The sequence below is a fragment of the Streptomyces abikoensis genome (genome assembly GCF_014648775.1).
Classification (GTDB): domain Bacteria; phylum Actinomycetota; class Actinomycetes; order Streptomycetales; family Streptomycetaceae; genus Streptomyces; species Streptomyces abikoensis.
Genome location: NZ_BMRT01000009.1, coordinates 90,687 through 109,327, shown reverse-complemented (window position 1 = coordinate 109,327; position 18,641 = coordinate 90,687). Strand labels below are relative to the sequence as shown.

The 18,641-nt window shown below is 70.2% G+C and carries 15 protein-coding genes; 4 read left to right on the top strand and 11 right to left on the bottom strand.

Going from position 1 to position 18,641, the window contains the following annotated elements:
- Positions 1 to 118 precede the first annotated feature (118 nt).
- The 3 genes from IE096_RS25300 to IE096_RS25290 all read left to right on the top strand — a co-directional run bounded on the left by IE096_RS25300 (position 119) and on the right by IE096_RS25290 (position 3,285).
- Positions 119 to 1,171 (top strand): ParA family protein, encoded by a 1,053-nt coding sequence (locus IE096_RS25300; RefSeq protein ID WP_189455530.1) that lies wholly within the window; start codon positions 119 to 121, stop codon positions 1,169 to 1,171.
- On the top strand, positions 1,168 to 2,325 hold the full coding sequence (locus tag IE096_RS25295; RefSeq protein WP_189455528.1) for a ParB/RepB/Spo0J family partition protein: 1,158 nt from the start codon (positions 1,168 to 1,170) through the stop codon (positions 2,323 to 2,325). Before IE096_RS25300 ends, IE096_RS25295 begins: the two co-directional genes overlap by 4 nt.
- 342 nt (positions 2,326 to 2,667) lie before the next feature.
- Positions 2,668 to 3,285 (top strand): GNAT family N-acetyltransferase, encoded by a 618-nt coding sequence (locus IE096_RS25290; RefSeq protein WP_189455526.1) that lies wholly within the window; start codon positions 2,668 to 2,670, stop codon positions 3,283 to 3,285.
- A 64-nt stretch (positions 3,286 to 3,349) separates the two neighbouring features.
- Here IE096_RS25290 and trxA read toward each other — a convergent pair whose 3' ends face one another.
- From trxA to IE096_RS25255, 7 genes are all read right to left on the bottom strand, one after another.
- Complete coding sequence (gene trxA / locus IE096_RS25285; RefSeq protein WP_189455524.1) at positions 3,350 to 3,676, bottom strand: thioredoxin; 327 nt, start codon at positions 3,674 to 3,676, stop codon at positions 3,350 to 3,352.
- A 47-nt stretch (positions 3,677 to 3,723) separates the two neighbouring features.
- A complete protein-coding gene (trxB, locus tag IE096_RS25280) occupies positions 3,724 to 4,698 on the bottom strand; it encodes a thioredoxin-disulfide reductase (protein ID WP_189455522.1) in 975 nt (324 codons plus the stop codon).
- A gap of 114 nt (positions 4,699 to 4,812) precedes the next feature.
- Positions 4,813 to 5,754, bottom strand: coding sequence for an RsmA family anti-sigma factor (locus IE096_RS25275; RefSeq protein WP_189455520.1), 942 nt, complete (start codon positions 5,752 to 5,754; stop codon positions 4,813 to 4,815).
- A complete protein-coding gene (gene sigM / locus IE096_RS25270; protein ID WP_189455518.1) occupies positions 5,751 to 6,440 on the bottom strand; it encodes an RNA polymerase sigma factor SigM in 690 nt (229 codons plus the stop codon). The genes IE096_RS25275 and sigM overlap by 4 nt, the downstream gene beginning before the upstream one ends.
- Before the next feature lie 35 nt (positions 6,441 to 6,475).
- Positions 6,476 to 8,155, bottom strand: coding sequence for a protein kinase family protein (locus IE096_RS25265; RefSeq protein WP_189455516.1), 1,680 nt, complete (start codon positions 8,153 to 8,155; stop codon positions 6,476 to 6,478).
- Between the two features lie 109 nt (positions 8,156 to 8,264).
- The gene (gene murJ / locus IE096_RS25260; RefSeq protein WP_189455514.1) at positions 8,265 to 10,475 is read right to left on the bottom strand and encodes a murein biosynthesis integral membrane protein MurJ; all 2,211 of its coding nucleotides are present in this window, start codon (positions 10,473 to 10,475) and stop codon (positions 8,265 to 8,267) included.
- Between the two features lie 45 nt (positions 10,476 to 10,520).
- Entirely contained in the window at positions 10,521 to 12,863 is a 2,343-nt protein-coding gene (locus IE096_RS25255) for a DUF6049 family protein (protein WP_189455512.1), read from the bottom strand.
- A gap of 209 nt (positions 12,864 to 13,072) precedes the next feature.
- Between IE096_RS25255 and IE096_RS25250 the strand changes: the two genes are divergently transcribed.
- On the top strand, positions 13,073 to 14,554 hold the full coding sequence (locus tag IE096_RS25250) for a CCA tRNA nucleotidyltransferase (RefSeq protein ID WP_189455510.1): 1,482 nt from the start codon (positions 13,073 to 13,075) through the stop codon (positions 14,552 to 14,554).
- A gap of 78 nt (positions 14,555 to 14,632) precedes the next feature.
- Here the strand turns inward: IE096_RS25250 and IE096_RS25245 are convergent, their stop codons facing one another.
- From IE096_RS25245 to IE096_RS25230, 4 genes are all read right to left on the bottom strand, one after another.
- The gene (locus tag IE096_RS25245) at positions 14,633 to 15,154 is read right to left on the bottom strand and encodes an LppU/SCO3897 family protein (RefSeq protein WP_189455509.1); all 522 of its coding nucleotides are present in this window, start codon (positions 15,152 to 15,154) and stop codon (positions 14,633 to 14,635) included.
- A 111-nt stretch (positions 15,155 to 15,265) separates the two neighbouring features.
- The gene (locus tag IE096_RS25240) at positions 15,266 to 16,534 is read right to left on the bottom strand and encodes an MFS transporter (RefSeq protein WP_189455508.1); all 1,269 of its coding nucleotides are present in this window, start codon (positions 16,532 to 16,534) and stop codon (positions 15,266 to 15,268) included.
- A gap of 98 nt (positions 16,535 to 16,632) precedes the next feature.
- Entirely contained in the window at positions 16,633 to 17,715 is a 1,083-nt protein-coding gene (locus IE096_RS25235) for an inositol-3-phosphate synthase (RefSeq protein WP_189455507.1), read from the bottom strand.
- A 48-nt stretch (positions 17,716 to 17,763) separates the two neighbouring features.
- Positions 17,764 to 18,351: a PadR family transcriptional regulator gene (locus tag IE096_RS25230; protein WP_126915051.1), complete on the bottom strand. Its 588-nt coding sequence runs from the start codon at positions 18,349 to 18,351 to the stop codon at positions 17,764 to 17,766.
- Between the last annotated feature and the right edge of the window lie 290 nt (positions 18,352 to 18,641).

The window sequence follows — 18,641 nt, the reverse complement described above, 5'->3', positions numbered from 1 at the left end:
CGCCCGCGCGGCCTCCGCGCCGCGTGACCGCCGAGCGGTCAAGGACATGGCTTCGTCCACAGGTCCATGGGATTCATCCACAGGAGAACGGGCCTCGCTGGTTCACGACACCGAAAGCATGGCAGGCTCTGTCCATCGCGAGCCCGATGTCGAGGAGAGTGAATCCTTGCGGTCCGACGCCAATATCGCGGGGCCGATGACCGACCCGGTCCCCGGTCCCCGCCCCTCCGACTCCGAATCGATGGCCGCTCCCGGCCCCCTGCCCATGGGTGAGCTTGTTTCACGGGAAACGCCGCCGCCTCCCATGCCGAGGCCGGAGCAGACCCGAGTGATGGTGGTGGCCAACCAGAAGGGCGGGGTCGGTAAGACCACGACCACCGTGAACCTGGCGGCCTCGCTGGCGCTCCATGGCAACCGGGTGCTGGTCATCGACCTCGACCCACAGGGGAACGCCTCGACCGCGCTGGGCATCGACCACCATGCCGATGTCCCGTCGATCTATGACGTCCTCGTGGACAACAAGCAGCTCTCTGAGGTCGTCCAGCCGGTCGTGGATGTGGAGGGCCTCTTCTGCGCCCCCGCCACGATCGATCTGGCCGGTGCCGAGATCGAGCTGGTCTCCCTGGTGGCCCGGGAGAGCCGGCTGGACCGGGCGATCAAGTCCTATGAGCAGCCGCTGGACTACATCCTCATCGACTGCCCGCCGTCGCTCGGTCTGCTGACGGTCAACGCCCTGGTCGCGGGCGCGGAGGTGCTGATCCCCATCCAGTGCGAGTACTACGCGCTGGAGGGTCTGGGGCAGCTGCTGCGCAATGTGGAGCTGGTGCGGGGGCATCTGAACCCCAAGCTCCATGTGTCGACGATCCTGCTGACGATGTACGACGGCCGGACCCGGCTCGCCTCCCAGGTGGCGGAGGAAGTGCGCAGCCACTTCGGGCATGAGGTGCTGCGGACCAGCATTCCGCGCTCGGTGCGTATCTCCGAGGCGCCCAGCTATGGGCAGACGGTCCTCACCTACGACCCGGGCTCCAGTGGCGCGCTGTCGTATCTGGAGGCGGCCCGGGAGATCGCGCTACGGGGGATCGGGGTGCGGTACGACGGCAGCAGGGCTCATATCGTGGGCCGTCAGCAACAGCAAGATCAGCACAGCATGTCGGAGGGGCTTCAGTGAGTGAGCGACGTAGAGGACTGGGCCGGGGGCTCGGTGCGCTGATCCCGCCGGCGCCGAAGGCAGCGGACCAGAGCGGACCGGCGGTCGGACCCGGCGCGACGTCCCCGACCGCGGTGCCGGTGCTGACGGCCGAGCGGGGGGTCGCCGCGGCGAAGGTCGCCGCCCTTCCCCTGGAGGAGATCGGGACGCCCCGGGACTCCCGGCGCGACTTCGGCTCGGCGGACTCCGTTTCACGTGAAACCGAGGCCGCGCCCGTAGCCGGTCCGGGTGCCGAGGGTGAAGACGGCCAGGTGGCCGGCGCCCACTTCGCCGAGCTCCCGCTGGATGCCATCACGCCCAACCCCCGGCAGCCCAGGGAGGTGTTCGACGAGGACGCCCTCGCCGAGCTGGTGACCTCCATCCGTGAGGTCGGGCTGCTCCAGCCCGTCGTGGTGCGGCAGCTGGGCCCGGAGCGCTTCGAGCTCATCATGGGCGAGCGCCGCTGGCGGGCGTGCCGGGAGGCCGGGCTGGAGCGGATCCCCGCCATCGTCCGGGCCACCGATGACGAGAAGCTGCTGCTGGACGCGCTCCTGGAGAACCTCCACCGGGCTCAGCTGAACCCGCTGGAGGAGGCGGCGGCCTATGACCAGCTGCTCAAGGACTTCAGCTGCACCCATGACGAGCTGGCGGACCGTATCGGGCGCTCGCGCCCCCAGGTCTCCAATACCCTGCGGCTGCTGAAGCTGTCGCCGACCGTGCAGAAGCGGGTCGCCGCCGGTGTGCTCTCCGCTGGCCATGCCCGGGCCCTCCTCTCCGTCGAGGACGCGGAGGAGCAGGAGAAGCTCGCCTATCGCATCGTGGCCGAGGGGCTGTCGGTGCGTTCGGTCGAGGAGATCGTGACGCTGATGAAGTCGCGGTCGAAGAAGCCGGTGAAGGGCAAGGGCCCCCGGGCCGGCGCCCGTGTCGCCCCGGCGCTGACCGATCTGGCCTCGCGGCTGTCGGACCGCTTCGAGACGAGGGTGAAGGTCGACCTCGGCCAGAAGAAGGGCAAGATCGTCGTCGAGTTCGCCTCGATGGAGGATCTTGAGCGGATCCTGGGCACGCTCGCTCCCGGTGAGGGCCGGGTGCTGGAGCAGCCGCTCGCCACCGACGAGGAGCGGAACGCCGACGCGTAGCCCCTGGACGGCATCGGGCCCGTCGGGTTTCTCCGGCGCTCACCTTGAGGGCGGGCCGTGTTTCACGTGGAACTCTTTTGCGTGGAACACGACCCGCCCTTTGCCCTGTCAAGCTATCGGCACAATCGGCCTGTGGATACGATGCGTTGAGGTGTGGCACATCCACGTTGGACGCGGTTCACGGAGGGGCGGGGCCATGCGAACGGTGAGCCGGACCGGACTGGTGGCAGCGGGCTTGGGCCTGGGGGCGGTCGGCGGATTCGTCGGCGGCCTGCTTCGGGAGCGGAGCGTCCTGGCCACCGCCCGGAGCGTGGCACGCGACGGAAGTGAGGAACTGACCGCATGGGGCGTCGGCTCGTACCGCTCACGCTGGACAACCTCCCGGACCTGCCCAAGCGTTGCCGCGCCTGTGTTTTCTGGGAGCTGGACCCCGTCAGTGGTGAAGCCGCGCTGAGGGCCGGGCGCCCCGAGCTGGAGAAGGAGGCATGGATCTCCGCGGTGCTGCTGGAGTGGGGATCCTGCGGCCGGGTGGTCTATGTCGACGAGATCCCGGTGGGCTTTGTGCTCTACGCTCCCCCCGCCTATGTCCCCCGCTCGACCGCTTTCCCCACCAGTCCGGTCGCCGCGGACGCCGTCCAGCTGATGACGGCTTGGCTGATGCCCGCCTACCAGGGGCAGGGGTTGGGCCGGGTCATGGTGCAGACCGTCGCCAAGGACGTCCTGCGGAGGGGCTTCAAGGCGATCGAGGCCTTCGGCGACGCCCGGTGGCAGGAGCCGGCGTGTGTGCTGCCCGCCGACCATCTGCTGGCCGTCGGCTTCAAGACCGTACGCCCGCACCCCCGCTACCCCCGGCTGCGGCTGGAGCTGCGTTCGGCGCTCTCCTGGAAGGAGGACGTCGAGCTGGCCCTGGACCGGCTCCTCGGAGCCGTCCAGAAGGAGCCCGCGCTACGGCCGCTGTGAACGAGAAAGCGGCGCGCGGTTTCACGTGAAACGTGAAACCGCGCGCCGCTTCTTTCGGCTTCGCTTACGCGTGGATGAAGTCCGTGAGCTCGCGCTCCAGCGCGGCCTTCGGCTTGGCGCCGACGATCGTCTGCACGACCTCGCCGCCCTTGTAGACGTTGAGCGTCGGGATGGACATCACACCGTACTTGGCGGCCGTGGTCGGGTTCTCGTCGATGTTCAGCTTGACGATCTCGATCTTCTCGCCGTGCTCGGCGGCGATCGCCTCCAGGGCTGGGGCGATCTGGCGGCACGGGCCGCACCACTCGGCCCAGAAGTCCACCAGGACGGGCTTGTCGCTCTTGATGACGTCCTCGTCGAAGGACGCGTCGGTGACGGCCTTGAGAGCCATTGAGATGTCTCCTTGAGTCTTCTGTGCGTGGGGGAAGGAGGTGAAGGTCAGACGGCGGCGGACTGCTCGGGCTCGCGGACGTTCTCGCCGTCGCCGAGCGCGGCCAGGTAGCGCTCGGCGTCGAGGGCGGCGGAGCAGCCCGTGCCGGCGGCGGTGATCGCCTGGCGGTAGGTGTGGTCGACGACGTCGCCGGCGCCGAAGACACCGGTGGCGCTGGTGCGGGTGGAGGGGGCGGCGACCTTGAGGTAGCCCTCGTCGTCCAGCTCCAGCTGGCCCTTGAACAGCTCGGTGCGCGGGTCGTGACCGATGGCGATGAACAGGCCGGTCACCGGCAGCTCGGAGGTCTCACCGGTCTGGACGTTGCGGAGGGTGAGGCCGGAGAGCTTGTTCTCGCCGTGGATCTCGGCGACCTCGCTGTCCCAGACGAAGGAGATCTTCGGGTCGGCGAAGGCCCGCTCCTGCATCGCCTTGCTGGCGCGCAGGGCGTCACGGCGGTGGACGACGGTGACGGACTTGGCGAAGCGCGAGAGGAAGGTGGCCTCCTCCATCGCGGTGTCGCCGCCGCCGATGACGGCGATGTCCTGGTCCTTGAAGAAGAAGCCGTCACAGGTGGCGCACCAGGAGACGCCGCGGCCGGAGAGCTCGTCCTCGCGGGGCAGACCGAGCTTGCGGTGCTGGGAGCCGGTGGTGACGATCACGGCCTTGGCGCGGTGGACGGTACCGGCGGAGTCCGTGACGGTCTTGATCTCGTCGCTGAGGTCGACGGCCACGACGTCGTCCGGGATGAGCTCGGCGCCGAAGCGCTCGGCCTGGGCCCGCATGTTGTCCATCAGATCAGGGCCCATGATCCCCTCGCGGAAGCCGGGGAAGTTCTCCACGTCGGTGGTGTTCATCAGCGCACCACCGGCGGTCACCGCGCCCTCGAAGACCAGCGGCTTCAGGGAGGCACGGGCGGTGTAGAGCGCGGCCGTATAGCCCGCGGGCCCGGAGCCAATGATGATCACGTTGCGGACGTCGCTCACGGGTGTCTTCCTTGTCTGCCGACAGCTGTCTGGAACCTTGCTGGGTCTCACCCCACCCAACGGATCCTACGGGGCGAGCATTCCCGGCAGGTACGACAGCGCGGGCGCGGCGGCTCAGCCACGCGGCACGGTCTGGGTGCTCAGCACCTTCCCGGGGGCGGGGGACGTGGCCGAGCCACAGGTGGCGGACACCATATACGCGTCGACGCGGGCGGCGTCGCCGGGATGCGGCAGGACGATCAGATAGGCGTCCTCACCACCGAAGGTCTCCTGGCGGGTGGCCAGCGCCTGCTCCGGGCGCTTGATGCCCTCCCGCACACAGGCGGGGGCGGTGACGCCCGAGTCGCTCAGCGTCTTCTCGGGAGCGGTCCGCGGGGTCATGCCCTGGACCTCGGGACCCTTCGCGGACTTCAGCAGGGCCTGGACCCGTGCCGTGAGATCTCCGGTCGCCCGGTCCGAGGCAGAGATCCCCTCCGTCCGGGGACCGTCGGCGTGGGTGTCGCCGCTGCCACCGGACTGGAGGAGGAAGCTGCCCACCCCGATGACGGCGGCGGCACAGGCGGTGCCGAGCAGTGCCCGGGGCCAGCGCCGGACGCGCCGGGTGCCCGGGCCCGACGCGGAGTCGCGCCGCTTGGGACCCGTCGTGGCATGGGGACGGCCCGCAGGACGGTCGGCGCCACCGGTTTCACGTGAAACAGCGGCGTCCGCGAGTGCCGGAGACTCCATGGTCGGCGTCCCGGTCCCCGTTTCACGTGAAACACCGCTCTCCCGCGAGACGCCGGTACCCGTCTCGGGGGCGGTGGCGCTCAGCAGGGCCTCGGCCGCGAGCGCGGCGTCGATGCGCTCGGCGACATCCACCGGCATGCGCGTGGGGCCGGGCAGAGTGCCGAGCAGTCCACGGATCTCGTCCAGGGAGCTCCGTACGTCCTCGCACAGCGCGCAGTTCGCGAGATGCTCCCGGATGTCCGTCGTCCGCGCGGGAGAGAGCACACCTTCGGTGAGTGCGGAGATCTCCGCGACCTCCGGGTGCCCATCCGTGCCGGTCCTCGAAGTCACGCTCGCCCACCTCCGCCCTTCACTGGATCTGTGTCGCTCTGCCCCGCCGGTGGTGGGACGGACGTGCCCTGCGACCGGTTCCTTTCCCGGTCGGAGGCGGGGCTACCCCTGCCGTCCGGGCGCAGATGGGTGAGCATCGGCAGCAGCCGTGCCCGTCCCCGGGCACATCTGCTCTTCACCGTGCCGGCGGGAACGTCCAGGACCCTGGCCGCCTCGGCGACCGGATAGCCCTGCATGTCGACGAGGACCAGGGCGGCCCGCTGGTCCGGGGGCAGTTTGGCCAGGGCCTGGATCAGCTCCCGGTGGAGATCCCCGCGCTCGGCCGGCGCGGCGGCGGACTCATGGGGTTCGAGGAGCTGCTCGAGGCGCTCGGTCTCCGCGAGCGGATCGGTGCGTCGGGAGGCGGCCTTGCGGGCCCGGTCCAGACAGGCGTTCACGGTGATGCGGTGGAGCCAAGTGGTGACGGCCGACTGGCCGCGGAAGGTGTGGGCGGCCCGGTAGGCGGAGACCAGTGCGTCCTGCACGGCGTCCGCGGCCTCTTCCCTGTCGCCGAGCGTCCGGAGCGCCACCGCCCAGAGCCGGTCACGGTGGCGCCGCACTATCTCTCCGAAGGCGTCGGGGTCGCCGTCGATGTGGAGGGCGAGCAGCTCGGCGTCGCTCGCGCCGCCATGTGTGACGTCGTCCACCGTCGAGCCCTCCCCTTGAGCGGTGCGGTACCGCCTCAGCCGGTGAACTTCACCTCGTTGATGGCCTGCTTGTAGCCGGCGTTGCTGAAGGTCGTGGAGTCATACCCGGAATAGGGCACCGCGGTGATCCACAGCAGGATGTAGCGGGTCTCCGGGGCGTCCTTGAAGGAGACGTGGACCGCCTTCCCGGAGGTCTTCGTCGTCGACAACGCCTTCATGGAGCTCGGCGGGACCGAGGGCGACAGCGAGTCGGTCGCGTAGAAGGACAGGGTGGTGTGGTCGCCGCCGTAGCGCATGTCCACCGAGGCGGTGCTGAGCTTCTGGCTGGACCCGAGGTCGTAGACGATCCCGATGCCGGGCTTGATCTGGAGCTTCGGCCCGTCCTTGAACGAGCGGGAATGCCACGGGGAACTCTTGTCCCCGTTGTAGGTGCTGTGCACGTCGCCGGCCTGGGGGCTGCCGTCCGGCGCGTACTCCTTGGCATCCGCGATCCGGATCGGCTGGGGCGTCTTCTTGGGGAGGTCGTCCCCCGAGGACTGGGAGCGCGGGGTGTCCGTCTCGCCGTCCTTGAGCAGGGTGTCCGCGAGCTGCCAGCTGCCGAGGCCCAGCGCGGCGATGAGCAGTGCCGAGACCGTCCACTTCAGGGCCCGGCCGGTGCGTCCCTCGAGCGGAGCCGGCGGGGGCACCGGAACGGGCTGGACGGGGCCGCCGTTGCGCGACGCGGTGTGCGGGCGGGAGTAGGCCACCGGCGTGGGGTACGCCGGCTCCGGCGGCCGGATGCGCGGCATCGCGGCGACGGCCTTGGCCAGCTCCTCCGGGGTGGTGCAGGGCTGCTCCTGCCGGGAGGCGGTGGCCCCGTCGTTGACGAGCGCGCGCATGGCCAGCTCGGAGAGGCCACGGTGCACCCCGGCCCGGACCTGGTCGGGGGCGATCAGGCCGACGCCCTTGGGCAGCCCCGAGAGGCCGTGGGCGTTGGTCTCGTACGGCCAGCGCTGGGTGAGGGCCGCGTACAGCAGGGCGCCGATGGCCTCGGTGTCCGTGCGCTGGGGGTGCTCGGAGGTGATCCCCCGCAGAGCCGCCATGACGGCGAGCCCGCGGATGCGGTACTGGCCGGTCTCGGTGCGCAGCACCGAGCCGGGGTTGAGGCGCAGATGGGCCAGGCCCTCGCGGTGGGCGGCGGCCATGGCCTGGGAGACCTGGCTGACGAGCTGGTACGCGTCGTGCGGCTCGAGCGGGCCGGAGGTGAGGACGGGGGTCAGCTCGGTCGCGTCGGGCAGCCACTCGTGGACCACGTAGACGAGGTCGTTCTCCTCGACGGCGTCGAGGACCTGGACGAAGCGCGGGTCGCCGAGGAGCGCCGCGGAGCGGGCGGCGGCCAGGACGGGACGGGCGCGTGGGTGGTCGGCGGGCAGGAGGTGGACGCCCACCGCGCGGCGGAGCTTCTCGTCGACGGCACGCCAGCTGCTGAATCCCTCCAGACGGGTGACGCACTCCTCCAGGCGGTACCTTCTGGCGAGCTTGTGGCCGCTGTGCAGCTCGGGCGGTTGCGCGTCGCGCGCGGGGCTTTCGCTCTCCGCGCGCTGGATGTCCTTGTGGGTGCCGACCTTCTTCGCGGTCTTCGCCCCGTCGGTCGTGGCCTGGTCCGCCTGGGCGGTCAGCGGCTGGTCGCCGTTGTTGTCAGCCACGTCGACGGCAGCCGTGCTCCGTTCCGCCACCGTCGCTCCTGCCTCCCCATCCGTTGGACGCTGTCCACAGCCAAGACAATTGTGCCCACAGTCCGGCGCTATGCACGACACGCGGCGGCGGGCGATGGTTGTGCTCCGGTCAGCGACCGAGCCGGCCGCGAACCATACCGACCATGGCGGTCAGCTCCTCGATGCGCATCCGCTTCGCCGCGATGTAGAAGACGGCGATCAGTACCAGTCCGCCGCCGACCAGGGAGCCGAGCGAACCGGGAACACCGTTGCCCAGAACCTGACCGATTCCGTACGCGGCGGCGCCACCGACCAGGGCTGCCGGGACACAGGCGCCGATCAGCCTGGCGTAGGTGCGGACGACGTGCGCGCCGTCGAGGTCGCCGCCGAGGCGGGTGCGCAGACGGCGCCAGGCGACCCCGACACCGACGGCGTAGCCCAGGCCGTAGGAGAAGGCCATGCCGGCGACGGCCCAGCGGGACGGCAGGAGCAGGAAGCTCAGTCCGGAGAAAGCGGCGTTGACGGCGGCGACGATCACCGTGTTGTAGAAGGGGGTGCGGGTGTCCTCGTAGGCGTAGAAGCCGCGCAGGATGACGTACTGGGCGGAGTACGGGATGAGGCCGAGGCCGAAGGCCATGAGGATGTAGCCGATGTTGGTGGCGGCCGCGCCGCCGGAACCGCTGCCGAACATCAGGGTCGACATGGGGACGCCCAGCGCCAGGAAGGCGAAGGCGCACGGCACGATCGCCACGGCGGACGTCCGCAGGCCGTGGGAGAGGTCGTCGCGGACCGCCGAGACGTCCCCGTCGTGGGCGGCGCGGGAGATCCGGGGCAGGACGGCGGTCATCACCGAGACGGTGATGATGGCCTGCGGCATCTGCCAGAGCTGGAGGGCGTAGTTGTAGGCGGTGATACCGGTGCCCTCGTGGCCGGCCTTGGTGGCCAGGCTGCCGGCCCGGGTGGCGAGCTGGGTGACGACGACCAGGCCGAGCTGGTTGGCCAGCACGAAGAAGAACGTCCACTTCGCGAGCCCGGCGGCCTTGCCGAGCCCCTGTCCGCGCCAGTCGAACCGGGGCCGGACGCGGAAGCCCGCGTCGCGGAGGTAGGGCAGCATGGCCAGCGCCTGGACGACGAGGCCCAGCAGGGTGCCGATGCCGAGCAGGCGGATGCCCTCGGGCGTGATGGTGGAGGAGGTCACGCCGCTCTGGGTGAAGGGACCGAAGGCCCAGATGAAGGAGCCGAAGGTGGCGATGATGATGATGTTGTTGAGGACCGGGGTCCACATCATCGCTCCGAAGCGGCCCCGTGCGTTGAGGATCTGGCCCAGGACGACGTGCACGCCCATGAAGAACATGGTCGGCAGGCAGTAGCGGGCGAACGCGACCGCCACGTCCATCCGGTCCGCGTCGGACGCGATGTCCGGCGACATCATCTGGATGAAGAGCGGGGCGCCCAGCACACAGACCGTGGTGACACCGGCCATCAGGACGACGACGAGGGTCAGCAGGCGGTTGGCGTAGGCCTCACCGCCGTCCTCGTCGTTCTTCATCGCGCGCACCAGCTGCGGGATGAAGACGGCGTTGAGAGCGCCACCGCCGACCAGGATGTAGATCATCGTCGGCAGCGTGTTGGCGACCTGGTAGCCGTCGCTGAGGGTGCTGACGCCGATGGCGGCCGCCATGACGAGGTTCCTGGCGAAGCCCAGGACGCGGGAGACGAGCGTGCCCGCCGCCATCAGCGCGCTGGACTTCAGCAGGCCGGACGCCTTGCCGCCGCCCTTGGCCGCGGGCGCCGCGTCCGCCGGCTCGGGCTCGGCCGCGGGCGGGACCACCGGAGGCTGCGGGGGCTGTGGCACGGGGGAGCCGTACTGGCCGGGGGTCGAGCCGAACTGCCCGGGAGCCGATCCGTACTGGCCGGGAGCCGGGATCGGGCGGCCGTCCGGGCGCTGGGGCTCGTACGGCTGCTGCTGATCGCGGTAGAGGTGCGCGAAGGCGTCCCGCTGCGGCTGCTCGCCGAAGCCGCCCACGCCGATGACCTGGGTCGCGTCCTGCTCCTCGTACGGGCCGGCCGGCGCCGGGGGCTGCTGCGCCTGGGCCGGGGCCCAGGCCCGGGTGTCGGGCCCGCGCGGCGGCGCCGGCGGCTGCTGGTAGCCGCCGGACTGCGGCGCGGCGTACGGGTCCGACGCGTAGGCGTCCCGGAGGTACGGGTCCCGGGCGTACGGGCCCTGATGCGGCTGGTCCGCGGCGGCAGGGGCCGGGGCAGGCGGGGGCGGCGGCGGGTACTGTCCCCGCTGCTCGCCCCCGGTGCCCTGACCGCGGTCACCGTCGTACGGCGCGCTCATCGCTACCCCACCTCATCGTCCGCGGCCTGCCGGCCCCATAAAACGTCAACGTTCCACTTTCTCACCTGAGCCGGACGGGTCACCGCTCCGCGCTCCGGTTTCCGCCGCCGGATCACCCGGCTGCTCCGGCTTGTCGTCTCCGGGGCCACCACTGTCGCCCGGGTCTCCGCCGTCCGCGCCGTCGGGCCCGCCCCCCGCGGCCTTACGGGCGGCGGCCCGCTTGCGCTGGAGGTAGATACGCAGTCCCGCGAGGACCAGGAGGAGGACCCCACCGGCGATGACGAGCAGAACCATAGGGGTGATGGACGTGACATGCACAGTGAAGTAGATCGGATCGCCGTACGTCTGACCGTCCTCGGCGTAGAGCTGGGCCTTCACCTTCACCGGACCGTTGGCGTTGGCCCGCGTCTCGAACTTCACGGACTGCTGGCGCCCGCCCCCGACCTCCACCGGCTGGGGAGCGTCGATCTTGAGGCGGTTGGGCTGGCTGGAGGTGAGGACGAGCTTGAGTCCCCGCACCCCCTGGAGCAGGCCGTTCTGCACGGTCACCGGGATGGTGGCGCTGCGCCCGGAGAGGGTCGCGTCGGACTTCGCGATCAGATGGACCTGCCGGATGAGCTGGTCCAGATACGACTGCACCGCGTCCCGGAACGTCTCCCCGCCCTTGGGGTCGCCCCGCCACGAGGTGGACATCTCCCGCATGATCGCGCTGCCGAAGGGGGTGACCACGCGGTCCTGGGAGGTCAGGATGACCTTGAAGCTGTCCAGGGAGCTCTGGGTCCGCTGGATCGCCTCGAACGCCTCGGTGGGCAGTTCCCGCGCGCGCAGCGAGTCCGGATACGAGCCCGAGCCGGGGATGTGCTGGTTGGCCGCCGGGTCGGGCTGGGCCTTGGCCGCGTCCCCGAGGTCGGCCGGCTGGGTCCAGCGGCCGTCCGTCAGGCCCTTGAGGGCCGTCGCCATCGCCTGGGCCTGGCTCGTCGTGGGCATGCGCTGCGGCGCGACCACGATGCTGCGCTCGTTCTCGGGAGCCTGCTTGTTCACCATGAGGCTCTGGGCGAGGAAGCGCTGGACGGCCAGCGAGGAGTCATTGGCCTTGATCATCTCGCCGTCGAAGGCGGTCGAGAGCCGGGCGTCCGCCACGATCGCCGTGTTGCCGCCGCCGATCTGCCGGGCCGCGGTGGGCGCGTACGAGGAGCCGCCGGTCTCGCGGACGCTGTCGCTGCGGGCGATCACATTGTGGGCGCCGGCCGAGGTGGCCACGTCCACGATGGAGGAGTCCACGGCGCCGTCGACGGGCCAGGCGAAGTCGGTGCGCGGCTTCACCCCGAGGATCGTCTCCACGGTCGTCGAGGCGAGCTCCGTGGCCGACTGGAGGTGGCTGAGCGCCCCGGGGACGTCCTTGCCCCGGTGGGCGAGCGAGGCGAGGTCGGGGTCGCCGAACGGCAGCGCCACGACCTGGTGGTCCGCGACGGCCTCCTGGAGCTGGTTGAGCCACTGCTTGGCCACCGCCTGGCCCCGGCCGGGCGCGGGGTTCTGGTCGCCCGGCCCGCCGATCCGGTAGCTCTTCGTCATCGCCTCGACCGTGGCGAGCAGATCCGGGTCGATCACCCAGGTGACCGGCAGGCTCTTGCCCAGCGCCACGAGCTGCTGGAGCCGTCCCCCCGGCGCCAGCTCGGCGGCCAGGTCGTCATTGGGGAAGACCGGCGTCTGCTGCTGGTCGGAGACCGTCCGGGCGGTGAGGTGCGTCGCGGAGACCAGCGGCCACAGGAAGGTCAGCCGGGTCTTCTTCGCGTCGGTCGTCGAGGGCTGCCAGGGCAGCAGGGTGCGCTGGATGCCCAGTACCTGCTCGGACTGCCCGCCGGACTGCCCCGAGAGGGTGACGCCGAGCTGGTAGACGCCGTCCTTGCCCAGCTCCATGTCCTTCACCGGAACGGTCATGGTGAAGTCGCGGCTGACACCCGGCGGCAGGCTGTCGATCTTCTGGGCGTGGTTGCCGCCCACCTCCGGGCCGTCGGAGCCCGGCGAGAAGGGCGCCCGGACGCCGATGTCGTCGATGTCGCTGCGCGTGGTGATCTGCGGGCCCACCCGCAGCGCCACATGGGCACCGGTGATCGTCGACTTCGTGTTGTTGGTGACCCGGCCCGAGACGGTGAGCGTGTCGTCCTGCTTGGGCGCGACGGGCGTCACGGTGTCGAGAGAGACGTCGACGGACCGGGCGCTCGCCGAGCTCGCCGATTCGGCCCGCGCCGCCGGCGCCTGCGGCAGCTGCCCCAGCCCCACGACCAGCAGCACGCCGGCCAGCAGCAGAGCGGTGCGCCGGAACCACCGGCAGGCAGGAGCGGGCGATGTCCCCTCGAAGGCCCCTTGGACCTCTGCCGCCTCGGCCACGCGCTCGCCCGTCCCTCGTCTTCGTCGGTGGTCGTCGGATGGTGCGTCCACGAATGGTAACGAGGCCCGCTGTGACGAAGTGCTGCGGACCGCACTACAAGATCGCCACGGGGTCCGTTGTCCAGGCTCCGCCTGCTTTGTGAGAGGTGTCATAGAGCGTCCGACAACCGGGAGGCTTCGGCGCGCCCGGACACGTACCCTCTTCTGTTGTGCCGAACGCCAACAATGACAGCCACACCCCGCCGTCGACGACCGAGCTCAGCCAGGCGCAGCGCCGTGCCGTGAGCGAGCTCCTGCGGGTCTCCCCCGTAGCCGACGATCTCGCCCGCCGTTTCAAGGAGGCAGGCTTCACGCTCGCCCTGGTCGGCGGATCGGTACGGGACGCGTTGCTCGGCCGTCTCGGCAACGACCTGGACTTCACCACCGACGCCCGTCCCCAGGACGTGCTGAAGATCGTCCGGCCGTGGGCCGACGCGGTCTGGGAGGTCGGCATCGCCTTCGGCACCGTGGGTTGCCGCAAGTCGGACTTCGACATCGAGGTCACCACATACCGCTCGGAAGCGTACGACCGGACCTCCCGGAAGCCCGAGGTCTCCTACGGCGACTCCATCGAGGAGGACCTGGTCCGTCGCGACTTCACCGTCAACGCCATGGCCGTGGCGCTGCCGGAGAAGGAGTTCATCGACCCGCACAACGGCCTGGAGGACCTGGCCGCGCGCGTTCTGCGCACCCCCGGGACCCCCGAGGAGTCCTTCTCCGACGACCCGCTGCGCATGATGCGGGCCGCCCGCTTCGCCGCCCAGCTGGACTTCGAGGTCGCGCCCGAGGTGGTGGCGGCCATGACCGGGATGGCGGACCGCCTGGAGATCGTCTCGGCCGAGCGGATCCGGGACGAGCTGAACAAGCTGATCCTTTCCAGCCACCCCCGCAAGGGCCTCACCCTGCTCACGGAGACCGGGCTCGCCGCCCTGGTCCTCCCCGAGCTCCCGGCGCTGCGCCTGGAGCGCGACGAGCACCACCGCCACAAGGACGTCTACGAGCACACGCTCATCGTCCTGGAGCAGGCCATGGCCCTGGAGGCGCCCCGTGACCAGCCGGGGGGCGGCCCCGACCTGGTCCTGCGCCTGGCGGCGCTGCTCCACGACATCGGCAAGCCGAAGACGCGTCGCTTCGAGAAGGACGGCCGGGTCTCCTTCCACCACCACGAGGTGGTGGGCGCGAAGATGACCAAGGCCCGGATGACCAAGCTCAAGTACTCCAACGACCTGGTCAAGGACGTCTCGAAGCTGGTCGAGCTCCACCTGCGCTTCCACGGCTACGGCACCGGGGAGTGGACCGACTCGGCCGTCCGCCGCTATGTCCGTGACGCCGGGCCGCTGCTGGACCGCCTCCACAAGCTGACGCGGTCCGACTGCACCACCCGCAACAAGCGAAAGGCCAACGCCCTCTCGCGCGCCTACGACGGGCTTGAGGAGCGCATCGCCCGGCTCCAGGAGCAGGAGGAGCTGGACGCGATCCGGCCGGACCTCGACGGCAACGAGATCATGGAGATCCTGTCCATCGGCCCCGGCCCGCAGATCGGGCAGGCCTACAAGCACATGCTGGAGCTGCGCCTGGAGCACGGCCCCATGGAGCGGGAGGCCGCCGTGGCCGCGCTCAAGGAGTGGTGGACGACCCAGAACCAGGGCTGATGTTTCACGTGAAACGTGAGCAGGGGCGGTGTTTCACGTGAAACACCGCCCCTGCTCATATCCGGGCCGAGCCGCCCGCTACTTCTTGTTGTCGCCCAGGCAGAGCGTGAACTTGTCGGCGCGCTCCTCCCAGGTGAGTGCCGCCGTGGTGCCCTCGACGTTGTTGCAGGCGAGGGTGTACAGCGTGGAGCCGTCGACCTTCTTGAGCACCTTGTGGCTGGCCTTGCTGTCGGTGCAGTCGACCTTCTTGATGTCCGGCTTGGAGTTCGTGCCCTTGTTCTGAAGGCAGTCGCCGACCTCCAGCACGGTGGTGTCGTCGCTCGTGATCATGTCCTTGGCGATGTAGATGCCCGTGAGGACCAGGACGCTGAGAACGATGCTCCCGATCTTCTTGCCGATCTTCTTGCCCCTGGAGGGGGCCGGCGGAGGCGTCGGCGCGCCACCCCAACCGCCCGGCTGCTGACCGTACGGCGGGGGCGCCGGCTGGCCGGGCTGCTGGCCGTACGGGCCCGGCTGACCATAGGGCGCGGGCGGCTGCTGGCCGTAGGGGGCACCGCCCTGCGGGCCGTACGGGTTCTGGTGGGGCGGCGGAGTGGTCACGGAGACCCCTTCGGGAACGGTGGTTTTCGGTCGGCGGACGCCGCCCGTAAGTTATCCCGTGTCCATGACATTCCCGCAGTTCAGCGGCATGCTGTGGCCTTGATGTAATAGTTAGCTGCGACGAAATCCAGCCAAAGCAGAAGCAATCGCCGCGTAGATGAGGGCCACCCCGATCACCAGCGCGGGCGACCGTCCGTCCGGTGGCAGCACCAGCGCGGCCACCGCCGCCGCGCCCACGAAGGCGACGTTGAAGAGGACGTCGTAGAGGGAGAAGACCCTCCCCCGGAAGGCGTCGTCGACCGACGCCTGGACCACCGTGTCCGTGACGATCTTGGCGCTCTGGGTGGTGAGCCCCAGGACGAAGGCGGCGATCAGCATGGGAGCGAGCTCGAAGGGCAGGCCGAGCGCGGGTTCCAGGACCGCCGCGGCCGCGGCGCAGCTCACCAGCCAGCCCAGCCGCCCCACCCGGCCGACCGCCCACGGGGTGATGACGGCCGCGGCGAAGAAGCCGGCCCCCGAGGCGACCACGGCGTAGCCGAGCAGGACCAGACCGCCGGGACCGCCCCCGGACCAGGCGTACCGGCAGAGCATCAGCAGCATCACCGTCAGCGCGCCGTAGCAGAAGCGCAGCAGCGCCATCGCCGCCAGGGCCCGGGCGGCCACGCGTCGCTCGTTCAGATGGCGGAGCCCGTCGACCAGGCCCCGGGCGGAGACGGCCAGCGCCGTGCGCAGCCGGACCCGGGGCGCCGAGGCGTCCGGCCCCAGCAGGCCGATGGGCATGCGCAACGAGCAGAGCGCGGCGCAGAGATAGAGGACGGCACCGAGGAGGACGACCGACGCGTCGTCGGCGGTGCCCTCCGGAGGGGCGAGCCGGACGGCGAAGGCGAGGCCGCCGCCCGCGGTCGCCGCGAGCGTACCGGCGGTCGGGGCGAGGGCGTTGGCCATGACCAGGCGCTCGGGGGAGTCGACGACGCGTGGCAGGGACGCCGAGAGGCCGGCGAGGACGAAGCGGTTGACGGCGGTGACGGAGAGCGCGGAGGCGTAGAAGAGCCGGTCGGGCACCCCGCCGACGATGAGCAGGGCGGTCACCGTGGCCAGCGCGGCGCGGAGGAGATTGCCGTGGAGCAGTACCTGGCGGCGGCTCCAGCGGTCGAGCAGGACGCCGGCGAAGGGGCCCAGCAGCGAATAGGGGAGCAGGAGCACGGCCATGGCCGAGGCGATGGCGGCGGGGGAGGTCTGCTTCTCGGGGGAGAAGACGACGTACGCGGCGAGCGCGACCTGGTAGACGCCGTCGGCCGCCTGGGAGAGCAGCCGTACTGCCAACAGCCGGCGGAAATCGCCCAACTGGAGCAGGACGCGAAGATCACGCACAACGGGCATGGTCCACAGCCTCACACAACGCACAGGTCCCCGGGCGGATTACCCGGGGACCTGCGGTCGAGCGGAGCGGGCCCGTGTGCGGTGCCCGGTCGGCGCCTTTAGCGCTCGACCTCGCCCTTGATGAACTTCTCGACGTTCTCGCGGGCCTCGTCGTCGAAGTACTGCACCGGCGGCGACTTCATGAAGTACGAGGAGGCGGAGAGGATCGGGCCACCGATGCCCCGGTCCTTGGCGATCTTCGCGGCGCGCAGGGCGTCGATGATGACACCGGCGGAGTTCGGGGAGTCCCAGACCTCGAGCTTGTACTCCAGGTTCAGCGGAACGTCACCGAACGCGCGGCCCTCGAGGCGCACGTAGGCCCACTTGCGGTCGTCCAGCCAGGCCACGTAGTCCGAGGGGCCGATGTGGACGTTCTTCTCGCCCAGGTCGCGGTCGGGGATCTGGGAGGTGACGGCCTGCGTCTTGGAGATCTTCTTGGACTCCAGGCGCTCGCGCTCGAGCATGTTCTTGAAGTCCATGTTGCCGCCGACGTTCAGCTGCATCGTGCGGTCGAGGATGACGCCGCGGTCCTCGAACAGCTTGGCCATCACGCGGTGGGTGATGGTGGCGCCGACCTGGGACTTGATGTCGTCGCCGACGATCGGGACGCCCGCCTCGGTGAACTTGTCCGCCCACTCCTTGGTGCCGGCGATGAAGACCGGGAGGGCGTTGACGAAGCCGACCTTGGCGTCGATGGCGCACTGGGCGTAGAACTTGGCGGCGTCCTCGGAGCCGACCGGCAGGTAGCAGACCAGGACGTCGACCTGCTTGTCCTTGAGGACCTGGACGACGTCGACGGGGGCCTCGGCGGACTCCTCGATGGTCTGGCGGTAGTACTTGCCCAGGCCGTCGAGGGTGTGGCCGCGCTGGACGGTGACGCCGGTGGGCGGCACGTCGCAGATCTTGATGGTGTTGTTCTCGCTGGCGCCGATGGCGTCGGCGAGGTCCAGCCCGACCTTCTTCGCGTCGACGTCGAAAGCGGCCACGAACTCGACGTCACGCACGTGGTAGTCGCCGAACTGCACGTGCATCAGACCCGGCACGCGGCCGTTCGGGTCGGCGTCCTTGTAGTACTCGACGCCCTGCACCAGCGAGGCGGCGCAGTTGCCCACACCGACGATCGCTACGCGAACCGAACCCATTCCGGTTGCTCCCTGTTTGTACTCGACGTAGCTCTGCGGGTGCAGAGCTCACTGATCCGGGCCGGGGCGTTTGTCACGCCCGGCCCGCTCGCTCTCGATCAGCTCGTTCAGCCAGCGAACCTCGCGCTCCACGGACTCCATGCCGTGGCGCTGCAGCTCGAGGGTGTAGTCGTCCAGCCGTTCCCGCGTACGGGCCAGGGAGGCGCGCATCTTCTCGAGACGCTCCTCCAGCCGGCTGCGGCGGCCTTCCAGCACCCGCATCCGTACATCCCGCGAGGTCTGCCCGAAGAACGCGAAGCGGGCGGCGAAATGCTCGTCCTCCCACGCGTCCGGGCCGGTGTGGGCGAGGAGCTCCTCGAAGTGCTCCTTGCCCTCCGCCGTGAGGCGGTAGACGATCTTCGCCCGTCGTCCGGCCAGTGACGCCGCGCGGGCGTCCTCCGGGGAGCTTCCGGGTTCCTCGATCAGCCAGCCGTTCGCCACGAGGGACTTCAGGCAGGGATACAGGGAGCCGTAGCTGAACGCGCGGAACACCCCGAGCGAGGTGTTGAGCCTCTTGCGCAGCTCGTAGCCGTGCATCGGGGCTTCGCGGAGCAGGCCGAGGACGGCGAACTCGAGGATGCCGGAGCGTCTGCTCATATGTCGCCTCCTTGTCGCCCACAGCCTAGTTCCTTGTGATCCCTAAATCCTTATTGGTCCCTTATGGCGAGCTGATGTATCGACTCGATACATCCAGACGATAGAACGGACGATCACCAACGACAAGGGGGGGCACGGTGAACGAGGTCACATCACTGATTCGTGGGACACAAGCGGCCTGATTTGGAGTGAACATCCGCAGTGGGCTGGATTTGGCCGTGCGTAGTCTGTGCGCCATGCAGACCACAGGGAACCGGGTGACGCCCACAGACGTCCTGGACCTGTACGCA

Excerpts from the sequence above, each read along its gene's own strand:
- IE096_RS25300 (WP_189455530.1), top strand. The coding sequence starts at position 119 with ATGGCAGGCTCTGTCCATCGCGAGCCCGATGTCGAGGAGAGTGAATCC.
- IE096_RS25290 (WP_189455526.1), top strand. The coding sequence starts at position 2,668 with ATGGGGCGTCGGCTCGTACCGCTCACGCTGGACAACCTCCCGGACCTG.
- trxA (WP_189455524.1), bottom strand. The coding sequence starts at position 3,676 with ATGGCTCTCAAGGCCGTCACCGACGCGTCCTTCGACGAGGACGTCATC.
- murJ (WP_189455514.1), bottom strand. The coding sequence starts at position 10,475 with ATGAGCGCGCCGTACGACGGTGACCGCGGTCAGGGCACCGGGGGCGAG.
- IE096_RS25240 (WP_189455508.1), bottom strand. The coding sequence starts at position 16,534 with ATGCCCGTTGTGCGTGATCTTCGCGTCCTGCTCCAGTTGGGCGATTTC.
- IE096_RS25235 (WP_189455507.1), bottom strand. The coding sequence starts at position 17,715 with ATGGGTTCGGTTCGCGTAGCGATCGTCGGTGTGGGCAACTGCGCCGCC.
- IE096_RS25230 (WP_126915051.1), bottom strand. The coding sequence starts at position 18,351 with ATGAGCAGACGCTCCGGCATCCTCGAGTTCGCCGTCCTCGGCCTGCTC.